Source organism: Arenibacter aquaticus (genome assembly GCF_003957295.1).
GTDB classification, from domain to species: domain Bacteria; phylum Bacteroidota; class Bacteroidia; order Flavobacteriales; family Flavobacteriaceae; genus Arenibacter; species Arenibacter aquaticus.
In genome coordinates this window covers 835232-854164 of sequence record NZ_RQPJ01000021.1, presented here as the reverse complement: position 1 = coordinate 854164, position 18933 = coordinate 835232, and the positions used below count along the sequence as shown (strand labels likewise).

Below are 18933 nucleotides of genomic sequence, written 5' to 3'. Positions count from 1 at the left end.
ATTACTTAATAAATGGTATGCTTATAGGGTATTTAAATTCTTGGCCTTCACCAGTCTTAATTGTTGCCAAAATAGTATAGACTATGTTTACAATAAATAGCCCAGACTGTATTAGGGCAGCAATACCCAAAGGCCATATTACCCTTCCAAACCCTATGTTTTTAAAATCCAAATTTAAATTAAGGCCATTGTATTCGTTGAGATTTAATAGGTTTATAGAACTATGATAAAATAGTTCCGGAATAAATCCCAGGACAAAGGGCAATGTAAAAACACCAATTAGAAGGGAGTATAATAATAGACTTATTTGAAAATTTAAGGCTCGTTTACCATTCAGATCTACGAATGGGTTATTTTTTTTGTTAGCAGTCCAAAAAACTAAAGGCAGAATTAAATTCCCAAAGGGTATGAAATACTTTGAAAAGGTGGAGGCATGGATTAGAGCCGATAGGTTTCTTTCGTGTTTACTAAGTGCTGGTGTCATGAGTCTATAGATAATAGGTGCTTTTTGCTACGCTGGTGTTCTTAAAAACATTAGGACTAGGTTCTGTATTATTACTATATAGTCCATTTGTACAATTGGGACTCCTCCTTTTTACTTTAAATAGGGTATACATAATAACTTACAATGCAAATATATATCTAAAAGATGGTACTATGCAAAACATAGTACTATAATTTAACATTATATTAACATTCAGATTGTTCGTGTATTTTGCATATTTTTGAATTATAAACCAGAACGTTATGGTCTTAAACCCTAGAAAAATTAATACTTTCTGCTTCTTTAAACTTCCTGCTGCATGGTGGACAGGCGTACGTGTGCAATATATGGATGAAAGTAAGGCAGTAGTTACGGTGAAGCACAGATGGGTAAATCAAAATCCCTTTAAATCCCTTTTCTGGGCGGTTCAGGGAATGGCTGCAGAACTCGCTACCGCTGCCATGGTCATGAACGGAATTAAGGAAAGTGGTAAGAATATTTCTATGTTGGTGGCCAACAATAATGCCAATTTTTCTAAAAAGGCCACTGGTTTAATCACTTTTAGTTGTTTGGATGGTCATCTTGTAGAAGAAGCCATAACCAATACCATTGCAACAGGGGAGGGGCAAACCTTATGGATGAAATCGGTAGGGGTAAACCAAGAAGGGGTGGTTGTATCTACCTTTAATTTTGAATGGACCCTAAAACTTCGGGATTAATGTATCAACGTACAAATGTAGCACTGTATTCATGTATCAATGTGCCGCTTTTCTATTGTAGTCATGATTTCATGCGCTGGTGGTACAATGAGATAAGTTTGAGACTTGACAAGCTCTGCCCTATTGAAAATTAATGCATGCTTCTTTAGGAGAAGGAGTTAGTTAAAATATGCTATACGTGGCAGGATTTGCATTAAGAATTTTGCCTTGTACCGTGTAACATAAAAGTATTTTAAACGACCTATATGGCGTTAATAAATTTTTAAACAATAAAGTTACAATGAACGCACAAGAAATAGACTATCAAATTTTTGGGGAGGAAATGCAATATGTAGAAATAGAACTGGACCCACAAGAGGCTGTTGTAGCGGAAGCTGGCAGTTTTATGATGATGGATTCGGATATTAAAATGGATACTATTTTTGGTGATGGTTCCAATCAGGATACCGGGGTATTGGGCAAGTTATTTTCTGCGGGGAAACGATTGTTGACGGGAGAAAGTCTTTTTATGACTGCTTTTCTAAACATTGGTCATGGTAAAAAACAGGTTAGTTTTGCATCACCTTACCCAGGAAAGATCATACCCATTGATCTCAGTGAATTTCAGGGAAAATTTATTTGCCAAAAAGATGCTTTTTTGTGTGCGGCCAAGGGGGTTTCGGTTGGAATTGAATTTTCCAAAAGATTGGGACGTGGATTATTTGGTGGCGAGGGATTTATTATGCAAAAATTGGAAGGCGACGGTATGGCTTTTGTTCATGCAGGTGGCACAACAGCCAAGAAAGTATTGGCCCCTGGGGAGACCTTAAGGGTAGACACTGGCTGTATTATAGGTTTTACCCAGAATGTTGATTACGATATTGAATTTGTAGGAGGTATTAAAAATACCATCTTTGGAGGAGAAGGCCTGTTCTATGCCACCTTACGGGGACCTGGAACGGTCTATATACAATCTTTGCCCTTTAGTAGACTGGCGGGTAGGGTATTGGCATCCATTCCACGGGGCGGAAAAGATAAGGGAGAAGGTAGTCTCTTAGGTGGTCTGGGAAATATTCTTGACGGAGATAACCGATTTTAATAATACTTTGTTTTTCCCTTTTAATTTTTTTAGATATTACTTAGCGGATGAATTTTAAAGATCTTTTTGATTTTCTTACCCAACTCAACCAGAATAACTCCAAGGAATGGATGGATCAAAACCGAAAATGGTACAAGACGCTGCGGCTGGACTTTATTGATTGGTTAAATGAGTTGGATCTGACATTGGCAGAGGTAGACGAGAACTATTATAGTACCCCCGGGAATAAGGGAATTAACCGTATAAATAATAATCTTATGTTCCATCCAAACAAACCGGTATATAAGGATCATTTTGGTGCGGGCCTGGATAAAGCTCCCAATACTGGGGATTTTTATATTGAAATTGGGTTGGGGCAGTCCATGTTGGCAGGCGGATTTTGGAGGCCAGATTCCAAGACCCTCCGCAGTATTCGCGAGGCAATTGATTATGACGGAGAGGAACTTAAAAGAATTTTGAACAAAAAATCGTTCAAAGATACTTTTGGTAATTTGGTGGTTGATGATTCCCTAATAAGGGCCCCTAAAGGTTTTTCGCAAGGTCATCCCCATCTAGATCTGCTACGGAACAAAACCTTTGCAGTGATGCATCCTCTTGCTAAAGCGGATATTTTACAGAATAATTTTAAGGATAATGTAATAGCTGTATATCAGGAAATGTTACCCTTTAGAAGATATCTGAATAGGGCAGTTACAGTCTAAAAACTGATGTTTATGTTTCCTTAAAATTAAAAGGTTGAAAATTATTTTTCACCAAGGGAGGGAGATACATAATTCAACAACCATTTTCTCCTATGCAAAATAGTTTGGGTTTGTTTTATCCTTGTTCCGCTATAGTAAAGAGTGGAACTAGAATCCTTAAATTTGTACTATTAAATTATAAATACGTGAAGAACGGCCAAGTAAGAAATATAAAAAAGGAACTGCTGTCGGATAATTGGTATACCCTTCAAAAGATTACTTTTGAATATCAACGTGAGGATGGTAAATGGGAATCGCAGTCTCGCGAGGCCTATGACAGGGGTAATGGTGCTGCTATATTATTGTACAATGCCAAGAAGGGAACGGTAATCCTAACCAGACAATTTAGAATGCCCACTTACATCAACGGCAACCCAAGTGGTATGATGATAGAAGTATGTGCCGGCCTTTTGGATGGAGACCATCCGGAGGATTGTATTAGAAAGGAGGCAGAAGAAGAAACAGGCTATAAATTGGATAAGGTAGAAAAGGTATTTGAGTCCTATATGTCGCCCGGTTCGGTGACCGAAATCCTTCACTTTTTCATTGGGTGTTACGAGGAAAGGATGAAGGTGGGCGAAGGGGGAGGGGCCGATGAAGAGACCGAAAATATTGAAGTATTGGAGCTAAATTTTCAAACAGCTTTGGATATGATAGCCAAAGGGGATATTAAGGATGCCAAAACCATTATGTTGCTGCAATATGCCAAAATAAATGCCTTGTTTTCTAAGTAGTGAAACAACCAATAAATGATGGAATCAACCAATAAAATAGCCTTCGGGGGTGGATGCCACTGGTGTACCGAGGCGGTATTCCAATCTATAAAAGGGGTTGTAAGGGTGGAGCAGGGATTTGTAGCTTCTACAGACAAGGCATCCTACTTTTCCGAAGCGGTTGTTGTGCATTACCAGAACCATAAGGTAACACTGGAAGATTTGATTTTGATCCACCTCCATAGCCATAGGGCTACTTCGGCTCATTCAATGAGACGTAAATACCGTTCCGCCATATATGTATACAATCAGAGAGATAAAGAAATAAGTACAAAAGCCTTGGAAAACTACCAAGGAGAATTTAATAATAAATTGGTAACACAAGTCTTACCGTTTGTTGCATTCAAACCTTCGGAAGCACAATTTCAGAACTATTATTATTCCAACCCCAAGAAGCCTTTTTGTGAGGCTTATATATCACCTAAGCTGCAGTTGCTAGTTCATAAATTTGAAGCTTTGGTAGATAAGGAAAAGCTTTAGTTTAATAATTATCCCTGACCATTTCCAGAAAAGTTTGCATATGTTGTTTTACCTCCTCATTACTTATTCTAAAATGATTGTTCATAAAGCTAAAAATCAATGTCTTGCCCGACTTGGTCAACAGGTACCCGCTGAGGCAGTAGTTATTGCCCAAGGATCCCGTTTTGGCATAGATATAAGGTTTTTCGGTTCCTTTAAATCCGTTTTTTAGGGTACCCGTTTGACCACCAATTGGGAAAAGATTAAACAATCTTTCCCTAGGTACTTCTTCGTACATCCTATTTAGTACATACACAAAAGTTTCCGGGGTGAATAAATTATAGCGTGAAAGTCCGGAACCATCTACCCAACGTGGTGGTTGCTTTAAATCATATAAATAATTTTCCAAAATATATTCCCGGGCCCTGCCACTATTTAAAGTATCTGAGAGGGTGGAAGAAGCCAATATCAATAATTGCTCTGCCAAAAAATTATCGCTTTCGTACATCATCCTTTTGTATAGGGAATCAGATGGTACACTGTACAATAATTTTTTTTCCATTTTCGGCATGTGCTGGGTAAGACTCACTTTTTTTTGCAATGCTTTTTCCAAAAGATTCCTGATAAGGGTGCTATCCAGGATAAACGGACTCTCTAGGGTGTCTTTTCGTTCTGTATTAAAATAAAAGGTGTTGTTGTATTGTTCCCTATTTACAGTATAGGGTATGGGAACCACCTTTTCTTTAAATAATGGGGGACTTATTACGAGCTGTTCCCGCTCTTCCGATTTAAAAATTGATACTACATTACCATAAATGGGAAAACCGCTTCTTTCCGGACTAAAATAAAGGTGGTAATCTTCCCAAGCCCAACCTGGTCCAAACCTTTTTTCCTTAAAATTGTTCAAATGAAGGGAAATATTGGGGTAATCTTTGGCAAATTTTAAAACGGTACTATCCCTAAAATAGGGATGTAAAAGGCTAGGATCCCCTGTTCCTTCCATAAATAAAGTGTCATTTCTAACGAGATATTTAAGGGCTGGGATATTTTTCGGTAAGGTTTTTAGGGATGAGTATAAGGTAATTATCTTGGTATTACTGGCAGGGGTAAAATATTTATTGGAGTTAACATGGTAAACGGTGTCCTTGTTTTGTGGATCATATATCATAATACCCTGAAAATAATCATTGGTTGTCCCGGAATGCAGCTGTTTGTGTAACGTTTTTTGTAAATGTTTGTTCTTTATGCTGCTACAGTTTATAAAACTCAGTATAATCCCAAGAATTATTAGACTGTGTATTAGCGTTTTAAGGGTACTGGAAACTATAGGAAAGACTGCGTTCATCGACTTTAACATCCTTTTATCTATTATTTAACGGATAATCGACAATAATATATACCTTTTATTGGTTATCTTAGTCCAAGCAACCTAAAAATATTTTGAAATATGGCAAGAGCTATGTTAGAGTACACCAAAACCGTACTGCAAAAGGTTAGTTTTGATACAAAGTTATTTTGCAAGGAACTAGAAAAAGCAGTAACAAGACTATTACCATTCGAAATAGAAGAATTAAAACTCTGGTTACAACAGTTTATTTTTGACAAGCCAGAATTAAAACAAAGTTTACTTTACCTTAAAGCATAATTATAGATAAGCCGCCTTTTAAAAGGTGGCTTTTTATATATTTATGTTTTTTTTATTGGGGTAGGAACTATGTTTTTGATAATTGTTATACTTAAAAAGCAACCATTTTGCTAATTTGAATCGTATATAGAGGTATAATAATTACTACAAATAATGAAATATTTAACCTACGCGTTTGTCTTTTTCTTCTTTGGCTGTGGAAAGGATGATGAAACCTTACCGGCTGTTGACAATAACCTTCATGGAAAATGGCAGTTGGAAGCAACCAAGATTAGCCCAGGTGGTATTGTTGAGGACTGGACCTTGGTAAGCAATGGTGCCATTATTGAATTTAGGAGCAACGGATCTTACTCGGATACAGCGAAGGCATGCGGAGGCAGTGTTAATGGTATATACAGTACCGATGAAGGCATCCTATCTTTGAGGTATGTTTGTAACGGAAATTCTATGGAAGCCAATTTCCGTATGAATTTTTCCGATGACCGACTCATCCTTGCCAATGTAGGGTGCATTGAAGAGTGCTCCTATAGATACCGAAAATTAGAATAACCTTTACTTATTTAGAGGACTAATAATCTTTACATCCTGAAAGGCTATAGCCCCTCTAACTACCCCTGCTATTACATCGTGAAGGGCTTCCGTAATTTGGATTTTAAGCTCGCTCTTATGGTGTATAAGGCTTACTTCTCTGGCGGGGGACGGTTTCTTAAAAAACTTTAAGTTTTGTTTCTTCTTTTCATCCAATTCCAATGTATTCAAGAAAGGAAGAAGGGTCATGCCCAAGCCCTCATTGGATAGGTTGATCAGCGTTTCAAAACTACCACTCTGCAATTGAAAATGTTCTTCTGAATACTCTTTTGAAGCGTTGCATAAATTTATGACCCCCTCCCTAAAACAATGACCGTCCTTTAGAAGTAACACATCTGTGATGTCCATATCTGCGGGTGTTAATTCTGATAACTGCCCCAATCTGTGGTTCTGCGGTACATATCCAACAAAGGGTTCGTAGTACAGTGGACGTTCTTTTATAAATTCTATTTCTAAGGGGGTAGCAGCAATTGCAGCGTCTATATGGCCGTCCTGCAGGTTGCGGATAAGACTTTCGGTATTCTGTTCCTTTATGATCAGATTTACCTTTGGGTATCTTTTTATAAAGGTCCTTAGGAACATAGGTAATAGGGTAGGCATTATAGTGGGTATAATGCCCAAGGTATATTCCCCTCCTATAAAACCCTTCTCCTGGTCAACAATATCTTTTATTCGGTTGGCCTCATTTACAATATTTTTGGCTTGTGATACTATCTTGGAACCTACTTCGGTTATACTAATGGGCTTTTTACTTCTATCAAAGATCAATATGTCCAATTCATCCTCCAATTTTTGTACCTGCATACTTAAGGTAGGTTGTGTAACAAAACTTTTTTCGGCCGCCAAGGTGAAATTTTGGTATTCTGCTACGGCAAGCACATATTGCAATTGTGTAATGGTCATGAGGTATCCTTTAAGGCGATAAAATTATAAAAACTAAGAACAAAAATAGCTTTCTATTGGCCATACTTATTAAAACCGTCCAAAATTTTATAAGCGTGGAAATAAAGTTTTATGGAAAACCTTAGCTAATAGAAACTTAATCAAATATAAGGTTTTCGGCTTCAATTTTTTCGTCATTTATAAAATCATATAGGGTTAATTTTCGGAGCGTATAATAATCTATCCAAAAATCTTCCAGGCTGTTTAAATATTCAATTTCTGCCTTGTCTTTTTCTTGTTGGGCCAGATTTAAATCGGTTATCGTTATTTTGCCCAGAATATAACGTTCTTTGGTAATCTCATATCGCTTTACGGCTATCTCTTTTGCCTTTTCTGAAGTTGCAAGGAAATCGCGCTTACTGGACCAATTAAGGATGTGCAGGAAGATCTCCTGTTCAAATGCCTGTTGTTCCTGTTCTATATTGGTTTCTACCAGACCTAGATCGGCCTCGCCCATTTTTACTTTGGATTTGGAGACCCCCCAGTCAAAAATTGGAATGCCCAATCTCACAGAAACATTTTGCTGTCTATCATAATCTTGAAAAAGGGAATCATAATCTTCTGCTCGTTTGTTTAGGCCAAAATTGGCACTTACGCTTATTTCCAGTCTATTGCTACCCTTTATCTGTGCCAGATTCTTTTCTGCTTCCAGACGCCTTCGTCTGAATTCGATAACAGATTTTCTATTGGTGGCGGCCTCGTCCAATGCCGTTTCCAGGCTTACTTCAAATTCCACTAGTTTTTCTGGAATTTCCAGTTCAATATCTTCCGTTGGCAATTCTAGATAACGGGCTAGATCTTGTGAAGTTTTTTTAAGCAAGATTGTATTGGTAGTTACTTGGTTTTGGGAATTTAAATGTCCAAGTTCCATCTGTAGCAACTCGTTTTCCGCTATTTTTCCAATTTCAAACCTTCCCTTTGCAATTTGTAATAGTGTATCTTGGGTAGATAGGTTGTTTACCGCATTTTTCAACCGCATTTGTGCAGTTAAAAGCCCAAAATAGAGTCGGCAACTACTAAGAGCTATTTCTTCCATTCTTTCTATATATTCCCGCTTGGACTCCTCGTATTTTAAGGGCTCTATCTTTTTGTCCCATTTATAAGGATTATAAAACAAGGAGTTTTGATAATAGTTTAGGGATAGTGGGGTCAAGGAATAATTGCTGGTTTCCACACTGCCGTAACGATCAATCCTTTGAATCTCCGAATTAAGGGAAAGTATGCCCCCTGTGAAACCTACTCGCTGGTCAACGGATAGTTGGCCATCTATTCTGGATTGGTTTTGGTTTACAAAAATGTCCTGGCCTTCATCATTGGTTATTCTCGTGATGGAATTTGAATAATTGGGCAAGGTGGCCGTTAACCTAAACTGAGGTAGAAACTCGGCCATATAGGTCCTGTATCTCCAATAGCTTCCCTGCGAAAGGTTAAGTACAGCTTTGTATTCCGGAGAATTTTTTTTTGCCATTTTTATGGCTTCTGAAAGTTTTAGTTTTTTGGATTGACCCAAAATAAGGAGTGGGGCACTAAGAAATATGAGCAAAATGCATTTTTTCATTCTCTACTATTTTAATTGGTATAGTGGGGGAATACAAATACGTTGTTTATTTATTTTTTATTCGCGTCTAATGGCCTCAATTGGGTTTTTGTTAGCAGCGGATTTAGCTGGCAGTACTCCAAATAGTAGCCCTATTAGGGTGGCCACAAAAAAGGACAGTATAATTGAATTTAAGGAAAGGATAGTCTCTATCCCTGTGGTGAACTCCAGGGCATAGGACGCTATGATTCCCAGTATAATTCCAATTATTCCTCCTGCTAGACTAATTAGGACCGACTCAGATAAAAACTGAAGAATAACATCTTGTTTGGTAGCTCCTATGGCCCTCATGATCCCTATCTCTTTGGTACGCTCCAAAACCGATGCCAGCATTATGTTCATAATACCAATACCTCCTATTAAAAGTGATATCCCGGCTATGACACTAAGCACTATATTAAAAATCTGTTTGGTCTTTTGTTGTTGTTTCAACAAATGAATGGGTATGGTAATTTCAAAATCCAAGACGTCATTGTGTTTTCGTTTAAGAAGTTTGCTCAGTACTTCTGCCGTAGCCTTTAGTTCATTGGAATTGTTAACCTGAACGGTTAAGCGGTCCAATTGATGGTAGTTGCCCCTGGGAATTCTTTTTTTTGGTCCGTTGTTGGCACCACTTACGATGATTACGCCGCCTCCACTGTAATCTATCGGCACATCTGAAATAATTTTTCTATCCTTATATCGTGTCAGGAAGGTTTTTACCGGGATATAGATATCCTGATTTAAATCCCTAATACCTAAATTTTCCTGGGCCTTATCAGAAATAAGTTTTTCTTCTATTATACCTATTACTTTTAGCCAAACATCCTTTACCTTGATCTGTTTCCCTACGGCACTCTCGCCAGGGAATAATTTCTTTTCTACTTTTTCACCAATAATACAGACTGCAGCAGCGTTTTTTGTGTGTTCTTTGGAAAAGAGATTGCCTTTGCCAATGTGAATGTTCGAGGTCTTGAAAAAGGAATTGGTGACCCCAATAAGTTTTACCGAATTTTGCCTGCCTTTTTTTATGACATAGGTTTCCAAAATTATTTCTGGACTAATAGCCCTTACCGTTGGAATGTTTTGAGCTATGCTATTTACATCCAATAGATCCAGTCCTTTGGAAAACCTTGTGGTCTCTTGGACCCCTTCGTCCTCCTCGCTACCGTTTTCATCCTCTTCATCCGGTATGGGGGTTACCACAATGTTGTTTACCCCTACCAATTCCAGTTGGGAGAGAATCTCTTTCTCGGCACCATTGCCAATAGATAGCATGGTGATAACAGCAGCTACTCCAAATATTATTCCCAATGCCGTTAAAAAGGTCCTGACCTTATTGATTATCACTACCCGTATGGCCTCTTGGATATTGGATATGATCTTTTCTAATAGTATTTTGTCTATCATGGGCTTAGTTTAAGGAAAGAATGCTTTTTTCCTCCAGCCCTTCTGGCTTGCTTAGATACACCACTTCATTTTCATCTACCCCCTTTTTAATGATAACCACGTCTACATTGGAATCGCCCATTTCCACTTCTTTTTTGGAAATGGAAAGTCCCGATTTTGCGTAAACATAGCTAATGGAATCTTGTGAAAAAATAGCCTCTAGGGGAACCATTAGGACATTTTCTTCCTGGTGTATAATAATCCGATTAGAGGTGGTCATTCCGGGCCTAACATTGGGATTGTTTTCGTCCATGTTTACCAGTACCTGAAAAAGTTTAATATCCGAACCTCGTTTCACTTCTCCTACATTGGCCACATTGGTTACCGTACCTTTTAGGGTTATATCCGGAAAGGCATCAAACCCAATAATTACAGGAAGGTCTTTTTTTATTTTTCTAATATCCACTTCATTGGCATAGGTCTTGGATTCCATTTTATTAAGATCGGGTAGGGTAGCAATGGCCGGATCCCACATACTTATTGAAGAACCGACTTTTCTTTTGGAACCGTCCCAGTTTTTGGCGTAGGTTACCATACCATTGGCATCGGAATGAATAGTGAAGGATTTCTGTAGATTTTGAAGTTCTTCAAGTGTTTTCTTTATTTTGGAGACTTCCGTGCCTACCTCAACCATTTTGGCCATGGCTTTCTGTTCCTTTATCTTGTAATCCTCCTTTTTCTCCTTTAAGTCGCGCTCCAAACGCTCAATATTTATTTCCAATTTCTTTATGGTGGCCGGTGGCTCATAAATAGATTGTTTTAGTTCCAATTTGTTCTCCTCAATGTCGAATAACAAATCTTTAATAGCAGTCCGCTCCTGTTTCAAGGTTAGGGTGGTATCCAGTTGTTCTTGGGTGTATTTGGATTGTGCTGTTTCCAAATTTAATTGGGCATCAATGATTTGTTCATTTACTTCTGAAGGGTCCAATCTACCTACATAGTCCCCTTTCTTTACAACCGATCCCTCTGGTATTAAATCCTGGATCTTTACGTCCCTTAGCTTAAACTTGCGAATGTCATTGGGACCGTTTATTTTTTTTAAGCTTGTGGATTGGGCCTCCCCAGAGATAATTACCTCACTGGTAAATTGGCCTTTGACTACCTTAGTGGTAATGGCCACATCTTCATCGGAATTGTTTCCGAACAAGGTATATCCAAGAAGAATAAGTACAATAGGAATACCAGAGAGCAATAGCTTCTTTTTACTCATGATAGGTGGTTTAGTTAATGGTCTAGAATTAGGTTAAATTTAGTTTAGTCCTATAATTATCTGTAAGAAAATATGTTATTCTTTTCATAATTTTTTAAGAAATACTATGTTATAAGCATAAAATAATGTTCACTTATTTGTATTTTTTCTCAAAACTTTAAATATCATATCAAGAATTGTTCCAATTGTAAACTACCAACATTTCATAATTATATAATATTATTCGGTTATAAATACTATCAATAGCCCTGACTTCATTAAATGTGGCAATTGCATTACTTTTGAGGTAATAAATAATTTAAAAAGAATATAATTATGCAACTTAACAGTATAGGCCTAGATGTGGCCAAGTCAAAATCCTTGAGCAATGATTTAAATAAATTGTTGGCCAATTTCCAGACCTATTACCAAAATCTTCGTGGGATTCATTGGAATATAAAAGGGAAAAGGTTTTTTGATCTTCATGTGAAATTTGAGGAGTTATATACGGATGCCAATTTAAAAGTAGATGAAATAGCAGAACGTATTCTTACTTTAGGTGGAGTACCTTTACATACCTTTGAGGACTATAGTAAGAATGCCAAAGTACCGGTAGGTAAGAATATTACCAAAGATGAAGACGCAATTAGGTTGATAGTTGATTCCTTAACGGAGTTATTGGTGATAGAAAGGGCTATTTTGGATGCATCCGATGAAGCTTCCGATGAAGGAACAAATGCCATGATGAGCGAATTTATTACCGAGCAGGAAAAAACTGTTTGGATGATGAAGGCTTGGTTGGCCGAAGAAATTTAATCATACTTATCACGGTCTTTCATGGGCACTATGTATAATAGAGGTTCATGGATGAAAAATATAATCATCTCTAATTTTGATGGGTAGATAAGGTACTAGTTAACCTTTACCATCATGGTTAGGGATGATTCTGTTATAGACACTTCAATTTAAAAATTCCCTATCGAATAAGAAGGGATATTCAAGATTAGTATCTACCGTAATTTTAACGGCAGTATCACGCCCATCTATTTGTAATCGGGTAATATTTTGTGCGGACCATGGCTTATCCTTAATCCAAAAATGACCATCGCCTTGGACCATAAGTACGGGTTTTCCAAAGGAACGGGCAGCGGATACAAATAAATCTGTAAAGGGCTTAAACTTCTCTGGTCCGGCTTCAACCATATTGGCATGGCCAAAAAGGACCATGGCATTAACCTTATTCTTTTGTTCTTCCAAGAGTTTTTTTACCCACTGTCCATTTTGGGTCAACCTGTTTTGCCATTCTATGGAGTCATGAACCTGGCTTCCTACAAGGTTGGTGCCTATAAACAAGACTCTGTTCTTTATCCAACTAAAATTTTCTGTACGTTCCGCTTGGTAAGATACAACGGGTTCAAAAGCCCAATTTTCATTAAAATGAAGAAAATATTCATTCCAATACGCCAAACCTTGTTCCGGGTCTTCACAGTCGTTGTATTCATTGTCTCCCAATACGATAAAAGTGGGGACATTAAATTCTCTTAAAATTCCATGAACATCCTGGTAAACAGCTTCGTCACAAGTGCCGGCTCCCGGTTTAATATCGCCAAGATGAACTACAAATTGGGACGCCTTGGTGGCATTATGTTTGGAAATCATTTTTATTAAACTATCTCGCTGTTCTTCATTATAAGGAACGTCACCAATGGCAGTAAATGAGACAGGAGTTATTTCTTGTACCGATTTGCCTTTTGGCCTGGAGTTTTTGTTATCACCACATGAGTATAAAATGAAAACAATTAAGATAAGAAAAACATGTATTGTTTTGGAAATACTAGGGGAGGAGGTGCAAGTGGAATTGGACATAGTACGATAAACCATTAATAATAATGGTTTTAAATATAAACTAAATATGGGCAAATGTCCTATTTCTGCATTTTTAAATAGTAATCAGCAGAGTGCTTACCAGAACCATAAAACATAAAGAAAATACATACTAATAGGGTAGCAAAAGCCAATATTAAGTTAGAGGTATTCATTTCCCCAATGAAATTCACCAATACGGCACCAATTAGAATAGGTAACTGTGCTATCACGGCCCATCGCGTTAGCAAGCCTATTACAATTAAAAATCCACCTACAAAATGTGCCGGTGCTACGTAATGAATGATCAACATGCCTCCGGGCATATTTTGAAAAGGTTTGATGATTTCTGCCATTTGTTGATGGTTGGACATGAAGTCCACTCCCTTCATAAATAGAAAAACTCCCAATGCAACTCTTAAAAGGTCCAAGGGATAATAAGTATGGGCATTGGCCCATTTGTTTAATGATTTTATTGTGGCCATAATAGAGTATTTAAAAGTTGTTGTACTCTAATATACTCATTTTTAGTGATATGTAAAAGGAAAAACAGTGGGTGTTTCGTCTAGGAATACCATTTATAAACGAAGTTGTGAGGAGCTAATTGCTTCCCATACCTTGGTGGAAGTGTTGCACTTTTATTGCCCCGTCCCTATAGTTTGCACAATAAGATTTTCCTTCCTGCAGTACTATGACTTCAAAATCTGAAAAATAGGCCTTATCCTGTGTAGGGTACCAGTTTTTCCTGTTTTTGTTGATGCAGATAAACAAGCCATTTTCATCACCAATGGCACAAAAGTTCCCCAATCCACCATCGTAAATCCCAATATCCATTACATCTCTCAACGTTCCGTACTCTCTCTCAATATCGTTCGTTGGCACACCAATTTCAGAAATTTCCAAAAATTGGTCAGCACTAAATTCTAGTTCCGAATGGTTTTTAAGATTTTTACGGGCAATGAGCTCCACAATGTTTTTGTCGTGATCATAGAAGTATATGGCCTTGGCGTTCCAAGCTTTGAAATCTATGATCTCATCTTGACCGTCCTTAAGTATCCTCAGTCTGGATTTTAACCAGTGAAATGCTTCTTGTTCTTTGTTGGCAGGGATATTAATAGCGAAATGGTAAGGAGTTGCGTCCTCTTTGTATTCCAAATGTAAAATGGAATTCCCCACTTGAAAGGACACCTTATTTATAGACCCATAAAGCTTCTTCAGCCCCAAAACTTCCGAATAAAATTCGGTTTGGGCCTTAATTTGGGAAGAGAATAATTTTAACTCCTTTATTATCATGATAGCATACTGATCTATTTGGAAATAGGTAGAGTTATACCTAAGAACCAATAGCACTAAGATAGTAAATATTGGTTGTTAAAGGAATGCTTAACGGTTATCTTGGCATAGTACTGTATGGTCTTTAGTGGCATTTAGGGCAATTGGATTCGCCTACAAGTTTACCTTCCTTGTTTATGGAAAACCTACAACAATCATTAAAATTATGTATCAGGATCAATTTGGCCCTTCTAATTCTGGCTTTTACATTGGCCAAGCTTATACCCGCTATTTCGGCAACTTCAGTTTGTGTTTTTCCTTTTAAATAGACCAATTTAATTACCTCTTGGTAGGTATCTGGCAAATTGTCTATAAATTGATCAAAGCAACAGAAATCCTCATAGTTCTCTTGCGACACAGGGAGCAGCTTATCATTGGGGTATGGGGTTTTTGACTTTGAATTAAAATAATTGGCAATTTCATTTCTTACAATTTGAAAAACCCAAGCTTTGACCTTCCCTGGGTCTTTTATGGTTTTTAGATTTTGATGGATCTTTAGGAAGGAATTTTGTAATATATCCATTGAAGCATCTGCATCCTTCACTTTTTTAAGAATAAAAAAATATATCTCTCCATTAAATTGTTTCCAAATGTCCGCCGTTTCCATTTTCATAGTATACTAATATAAAAGGTTGGTCCTTATAGACCAACCTTTTTAGCAACAATCGCACTTGGTACATTCACATTTTGTACAAGAGCAGTCCTTTTTTGAACAGTCAACACAATTGCATTTTGTGCATTCACAGTTTGTGCATTTACAATTATTCATGTCTATTAAATTTTAGATTCAATAAGGAGACTGAATAATGCCTAAAAGGATACAAAAATTTAGAACTTTTTTAAATCTACAATATATTTTAATTAATTTCTTTAAAGGTGAAATATTGCTACTGTGTAATAGAACTGTATATCGTAGTCAGAAAAGTAAGTTCTTATTTTCCTCCGTACAATTTGTATACTTCTGAACCGGCACTTAAAAACGCCCCAGTACCATAAACTTCCGTCTTGTTTGGCCAAGCTTTTCCTGGAGCCGCTCCAATGGGTTGTACATAACCCAACATTCCGTCATCGGTTACATGTCCAACCAAGGCGTTCCAACCCTTTTTTACTGCAGGGGCATAGGTGGCTTTGTCCAATATTCCTTGGTTTATTCCCCATGCCAACCCATAAATATAAAACGAGGTACCACTGGTCTCTGGAGTAGGGTAGTAGTCCTGACCTAATAAACTCATTGCCCAATGTCCTGCGGGAGTTTGGATCTTTAGAAGTTTGGCTGCCATTTTTTTATATATTTTCAAGAAGTATTTATACTCTTTGCTATTGGGATCAAGTTCGTTCATTACGTTAACCAGCCCGGCAAATACCCATCCGTTGCCCCGAGACCAGAATATTTTTGTTCCGTTATCTAGTTTACCCATATAACTTTCGTCCCTATAATAGAGATTTTCCATTTTATCGAACAAGAAATCGGTGGTTGCTTTAAATTCGTCCATCATAAAGTCCAGATATTTCTTTTCCCCTGTAATGTTGTATAGTTTTGCCCAAACTGGAGGTGACATAAATAGGGCATCACACCAATTCCATCTGCTCTGGTGATAGGGGGTCTTCCATTGTAGGGAGGTTTGGGCAGGGTGGTACATGATATAATTAAATTGCTCTTTGGTAGGTTCAATCATATCAGGGTCATTATACTTGCGATATAGTTCTACATATAACTGTCCCACCGTGTGATCATCTGCATGGTATTTTCTACGATGTAATTGCCAATCGTGTTTTTCTCCAATTCCCTTAAGCCATTCATAATATTTATCATCTTCTGCCATTGCGGCCCATTTTACCATTCCTACGTAAAGGGCTCCATTGGTCCAATCCAATGGATGGTGGGGTTTTGAATGTCCGCTATATAGGCCTTCATAATTTTCTATTTGCCAATCGGCAACTTCTTCCATAACTTCTAGAACTTCTTTTGGTTCAATGTCTTGGGCCTGGGAAAAGGCTGCGAAGGCAAAACATGTTAACGTTTTAAAAATAGTTGATCTGTTCATTGATTGATTATTTTATAGTTATTATGAATGTGTTTAAATAATGGTCCAAAGGTGTAAATGATTTATTTACGGGTTTTGGTACTCATTTTTTGTAAAATTATAATATTTGTTCAATCGATTACAATAATAATAAATATTTGGTTAAATTCTTTTTAATTTGATGAATATTGAGCTAATATTTAGAATGCAATAAAATATAGGATGTGTATTAACAAGGTCAATTTAGGATCCGATAATTGGGCACAAGAATGAGAAAAATCCCCTAATTACTGCCTAAGGCAGATCTGTTAATTTTCAGTTTTAGCTAGTGCATTTAAAACCAACATAGCCTTTTCGGAATCTTTCGAATCTACAAAAATATGGTCGTGATAGTAACCGGCTATCACATTACAACTGATTTTGTTTTTTGTCAATTCAGTCGAAAATATTGCAGTAAGACCTACTGCTTCCAGTGAGGAATGTACCATTAAGGTAATCCAAGAGGCTACATACCCATAGGACAATCCTAATTCATCAGCCATATCTTTTTTAATCACAATGGTTATCCCTTCCTTTTCCTTAAACTCACAAATGGTGTCCTTTCTATCTATTGTTTCTATATCTTGAATAGTACAAAATACGTGTTCTCCTTCGTTAAGTTTGGGAGACATACCTCTAATTAATTTGGATATATTGGTTTCACCACTCATATAGTCTGTTTTAGCTCTGTCATCGTTACAAGAGGATCATACATTGATTTTATGGGCCCTTTCCTGAGCGATCAGTGCCAATTTCGTTGCCAAGAAGCAATGGTCCTGAGACATGGCGGTTTGGGTACGGTGCACCACATCGTAAACAAGTTGTTGTCCATAGGGCATATTAATGTGGGAGCAATCGTAATATTTAGTTTCTTTCTGGTTTACCAAAAACAGATGGTTGCCTCCCTCTCTACCCGCAATATCAATATATTTGCGCATTTCTATATAGCCTTCCGTTCCTAGAATAAAGGTACGGCCATCTCCCCAAGTACCTAAACCTTCAGGAGTAAACCAGTCAACTCTAATGTAACCTGTGGCGTGTTGACTTCTCAGGCTCATGTCTCCAAAATCTTGATATATTGGATTGTGGGAATTTTTAAAATTCCCTATTTGTGAGTAATTAACTTCCGCTTGTTGGGAGTTGGTATAGTAAAGAAATTGATCACATTGATGGGAGCCTATGTCACACAATATTCCTCCTGCCTTGTTGGGGTCAAAGAACCATTCCGGTCGTGATTCCGGACGCATTCTATGTGGACCTAGGCCAATAGTTTGTACTACTTTCCCTATTGCCCCAGCTCTTACCAATTCACCCGCCTTTACAGAAGCCGGATTTCCCAGGCGCTCACTATAGACTATAGAATAAATGCGCTTGGTTTCTTTCTGTACCCTTTTTACTTCCTTAAACTGATCCATGGTAAGAATGCCTGGCTTGTCTGTCATAAAATCCTTACCAGTTTTCATTACGCGAATTCCAAGCGGTGCCCTTTCTATTGGGATGGAAGCACTGGCCACTAGCTGAATGGAATTGTCTTCCAGTATTTCTTTCTGATTTTTGGCAACCGTGGTGTTAGGATAACGTTTTAGGAACTCCTGTAATAACTCTGGCTCTTCGGCATATACTGCCACCATTTTTCCTCCACCTTTGATCAAGGAGTTTACCATTCCGTAAATATGACCATGATTAAGTCCTATTACAGAAAACTTAATACTTTCTTTATTCTCTGAAGGTGCATTGGGCTTCAATATTATCTCTTCCGGCCTTGCAGTGCTGTGTAGGTTATTGCCAAATACTTGTGTTGGTATCATAGCAGCAGAGGCCATTCCAGCAGCCGAAGCAAAAGATCTACTAATAAATTTGCGTCTATTATAGTCCATTAGGTTGGTTTTTAGGTTTTAGGAAAACTAAAGTTAAACATATGATAAGCAAGATAAAAGAAAAATGTAGAGGCATTTTAAGGCATTTGGGCAACGGGATGGCTATTTCTGTTCAATTGGTAGAGGCAAGATAGGGAACAATGGTGCTGGAAGGTG

The 18933-nt window shown here is 37.6% G+C and carries 21 protein-coding genes; 8 read left to right on the top strand and 13 right to left on the bottom strand.

The features are described from left to right. Window position 1: 1 nt before the first annotated feature. Complete coding sequence (locus EHW67_RS19400) at window positions 2-484, bottom strand: DUF4870 domain-containing protein (RefSeq protein ID WP_126164032.1); 483 nt, start codon at window positions 482-484, stop codon at window positions 2-4. A gap of 263 nt (window positions 485-747) precedes the next feature. On the opposite strand from EHW67_RS19400, the gene EHW67_RS19395 reads away from it, so the two are divergent. The 5 genes from EHW67_RS19395 (at window position 748) to EHW67_RS19375 (ending at window position 4274) form a co-directional block, all read left to right on the top strand. Then, complete coding sequence (locus EHW67_RS19395; protein WP_126164031.1) at window positions 748-1203, top strand: DUF4442 domain-containing protein; 456 nt, start codon at window positions 748-750, stop codon at window positions 1201-1203. Window positions 1204-1483: 280 nt separating this feature from the next. Continuing rightward, window positions 1484-2281 (top strand): TIGR00266 family protein, encoded by a 798-nt coding sequence (locus tag EHW67_RS19390; RefSeq protein ID WP_126164030.1) that lies wholly within the window; start codon window positions 1484-1486, stop codon window positions 2279-2281. A 47-nt stretch (window positions 2282-2328) separates the two neighbouring features. Further along, a complete protein-coding gene (locus tag EHW67_RS19385) occupies window positions 2329-2982 on the top strand; it encodes a DUF2461 domain-containing protein (RefSeq protein WP_126164029.1) in 654 nt (217 codons plus the stop codon). Window positions 2983-3167: 185 nt separating this feature from the next. Then, window positions 3168-3755, top strand: coding sequence for a GDP-mannose pyrophosphatase NudK (nudK, locus tag EHW67_RS19380; RefSeq protein WP_202912018.1), 588 nt, complete (start codon window positions 3168-3170; stop codon window positions 3753-3755). Window positions 3756-3770: 15 nt separating this feature from the next. Beyond that, window positions 3771-4274 (top strand): peptide-methionine (S)-S-oxide reductase, encoded by a 504-nt coding sequence (locus tag EHW67_RS19375; RefSeq protein WP_317126896.1) that lies wholly within the window; start codon window positions 3771-3773, stop codon window positions 4272-4274. 1 nt (window position 4275) lies between these two features. Here the strand turns inward: EHW67_RS19375 and EHW67_RS19370 are convergent, their stop codons facing one another. Continuing rightward, complete coding sequence (locus tag EHW67_RS19370) at window positions 4276-5598, bottom strand: D-alanyl-D-alanine carboxypeptidase (RefSeq protein ID WP_126164027.1); 1323 nt, start codon at window positions 5596-5598, stop codon at window positions 4276-4278. A gap of 102 nt (window positions 5599-5700) precedes the next feature. Here EHW67_RS19370 and EHW67_RS19365 point away from each other — a divergent pair, with 102 nt between their 5' ends. Together EHW67_RS19365 and EHW67_RS19360 are read left to right on the top strand one after the other, a co-directional pair. Beyond that, window positions 5701-5898: a hypothetical protein gene (locus EHW67_RS19365; RefSeq protein WP_126164026.1), complete on the top strand. Its 198-nt coding sequence runs from the start codon at window positions 5701-5703 to the stop codon at window positions 5896-5898. Between the two features lie 153 nt (window positions 5899-6051). Continuing rightward, a complete protein-coding gene (locus EHW67_RS19360) occupies window positions 6052-6447 on the top strand; it encodes a hypothetical protein (RefSeq protein ID WP_126164025.1) in 396 nt (131 codons plus the stop codon). 3 nt (window positions 6448-6450) lie between these two features. On the opposite strand, the gene EHW67_RS19355 is transcribed toward EHW67_RS19360, so the two are convergent. The 4 genes from EHW67_RS19355 to EHW67_RS19340 all read right to left on the bottom strand — a co-directional run bounded on the left by EHW67_RS19355 (window position 6451) and on the right by EHW67_RS19340 (window position 11663). Beyond that, the gene (locus EHW67_RS19355) at window positions 6451-7389 is read right to left on the bottom strand and encodes a LysR substrate-binding domain-containing protein (protein WP_126164024.1); all 939 of its coding nucleotides are present in this window, start codon (window positions 7387-7389) and stop codon (window positions 6451-6453) included. Between the two features lie 136 nt (window positions 7390-7525). Further along, window positions 7526-8986 carry a TolC family protein gene (locus EHW67_RS19350; protein ID WP_126164023.1) on the bottom strand — a complete coding sequence of 487 codons (1461 nt, stop codon included), beginning with the start codon at window positions 8984-8986 and terminating at the stop codon, window positions 7526-7528. Between the two features lie 57 nt (window positions 8987-9043). Continuing rightward, a complete protein-coding gene (locus tag EHW67_RS19345) occupies window positions 9044-10414 on the bottom strand; it encodes an ABC transporter permease (RefSeq protein WP_126164022.1) in 1371 nt (456 codons plus the stop codon). Between the two features lie 4 nt (window positions 10415-10418). Next, window positions 10419-11663 (bottom strand): efflux RND transporter periplasmic adaptor subunit, encoded by a 1245-nt coding sequence (locus EHW67_RS19340; RefSeq protein WP_126164021.1) that lies wholly within the window; start codon window positions 11661-11663, stop codon window positions 10419-10421. 315 nt (window positions 11664-11978) lie between these two features. Here EHW67_RS19340 and EHW67_RS19335 point away from each other — a divergent pair, with 315 nt between their 5' ends. Then, window positions 11979-12458, top strand: coding sequence for a Dps family protein (locus EHW67_RS19335; RefSeq protein ID WP_126164020.1), 480 nt, complete (start codon window positions 11979-11981; stop codon window positions 12456-12458). Window positions 12459-12602: 144 nt separating this feature from the next. On the opposite strand, the gene EHW67_RS19330 is transcribed toward EHW67_RS19335, so the two are convergent. From EHW67_RS19330 to EHW67_RS19300, 7 genes are all read right to left on the bottom strand, one after another. Continuing rightward, on the bottom strand, window positions 12603-13508 hold the full coding sequence (locus EHW67_RS19330; RefSeq protein WP_158285154.1) for a metallophosphoesterase: 906 nt from the start codon (window positions 13506-13508) through the stop codon (window positions 12603-12605). A 59-nt stretch (window positions 13509-13567) separates the two neighbouring features. Continuing rightward, window positions 13568-13990, bottom strand: coding sequence for a DoxX family protein (locus EHW67_RS19325; RefSeq protein WP_126164018.1), 423 nt, complete (start codon window positions 13988-13990; stop codon window positions 13568-13570). A 115-nt stretch (window positions 13991-14105) separates the two neighbouring features. After that, entirely contained in the window at window positions 14106-14798 is a 693-nt protein-coding gene (locus EHW67_RS19320; RefSeq protein WP_126164017.1) for a VOC family protein, read from the bottom strand. A gap of 124 nt (window positions 14799-14922) precedes the next feature. Beyond that, window positions 14923-15450, bottom strand: a complete 528-nt coding sequence (locus tag EHW67_RS19315) for a sigma-70 family RNA polymerase sigma factor (protein ID WP_317126895.1) — start codon at window positions 15448-15450, stop codon at window positions 14923-14925. A gap of 319 nt (window positions 15451-15769) precedes the next feature. Beyond that, window positions 15770-16882: a glycoside hydrolase family 88/105 protein gene (locus EHW67_RS19310; RefSeq protein WP_126164016.1), complete on the bottom strand. Its 1113-nt coding sequence runs from the start codon at window positions 16880-16882 to the stop codon at window positions 15770-15772. A gap of 287 nt (window positions 16883-17169) precedes the next feature. After that, the gene (locus EHW67_RS19305; RefSeq protein WP_126164015.1) at window positions 17170-17571 is read right to left on the bottom strand and encodes an ACT domain-containing protein; all 402 of its coding nucleotides are present in this window, start codon (window positions 17569-17571) and stop codon (window positions 17170-17172) included. 36 nt (window positions 17572-17607) lie between these two features. Next, entirely contained in the window at window positions 17608-18777 is a 1170-nt protein-coding gene (locus EHW67_RS19300) for a Gfo/Idh/MocA family protein (RefSeq protein WP_126164014.1), read from the bottom strand. Window positions 18778-18933 lie beyond the last annotated feature (156 nt).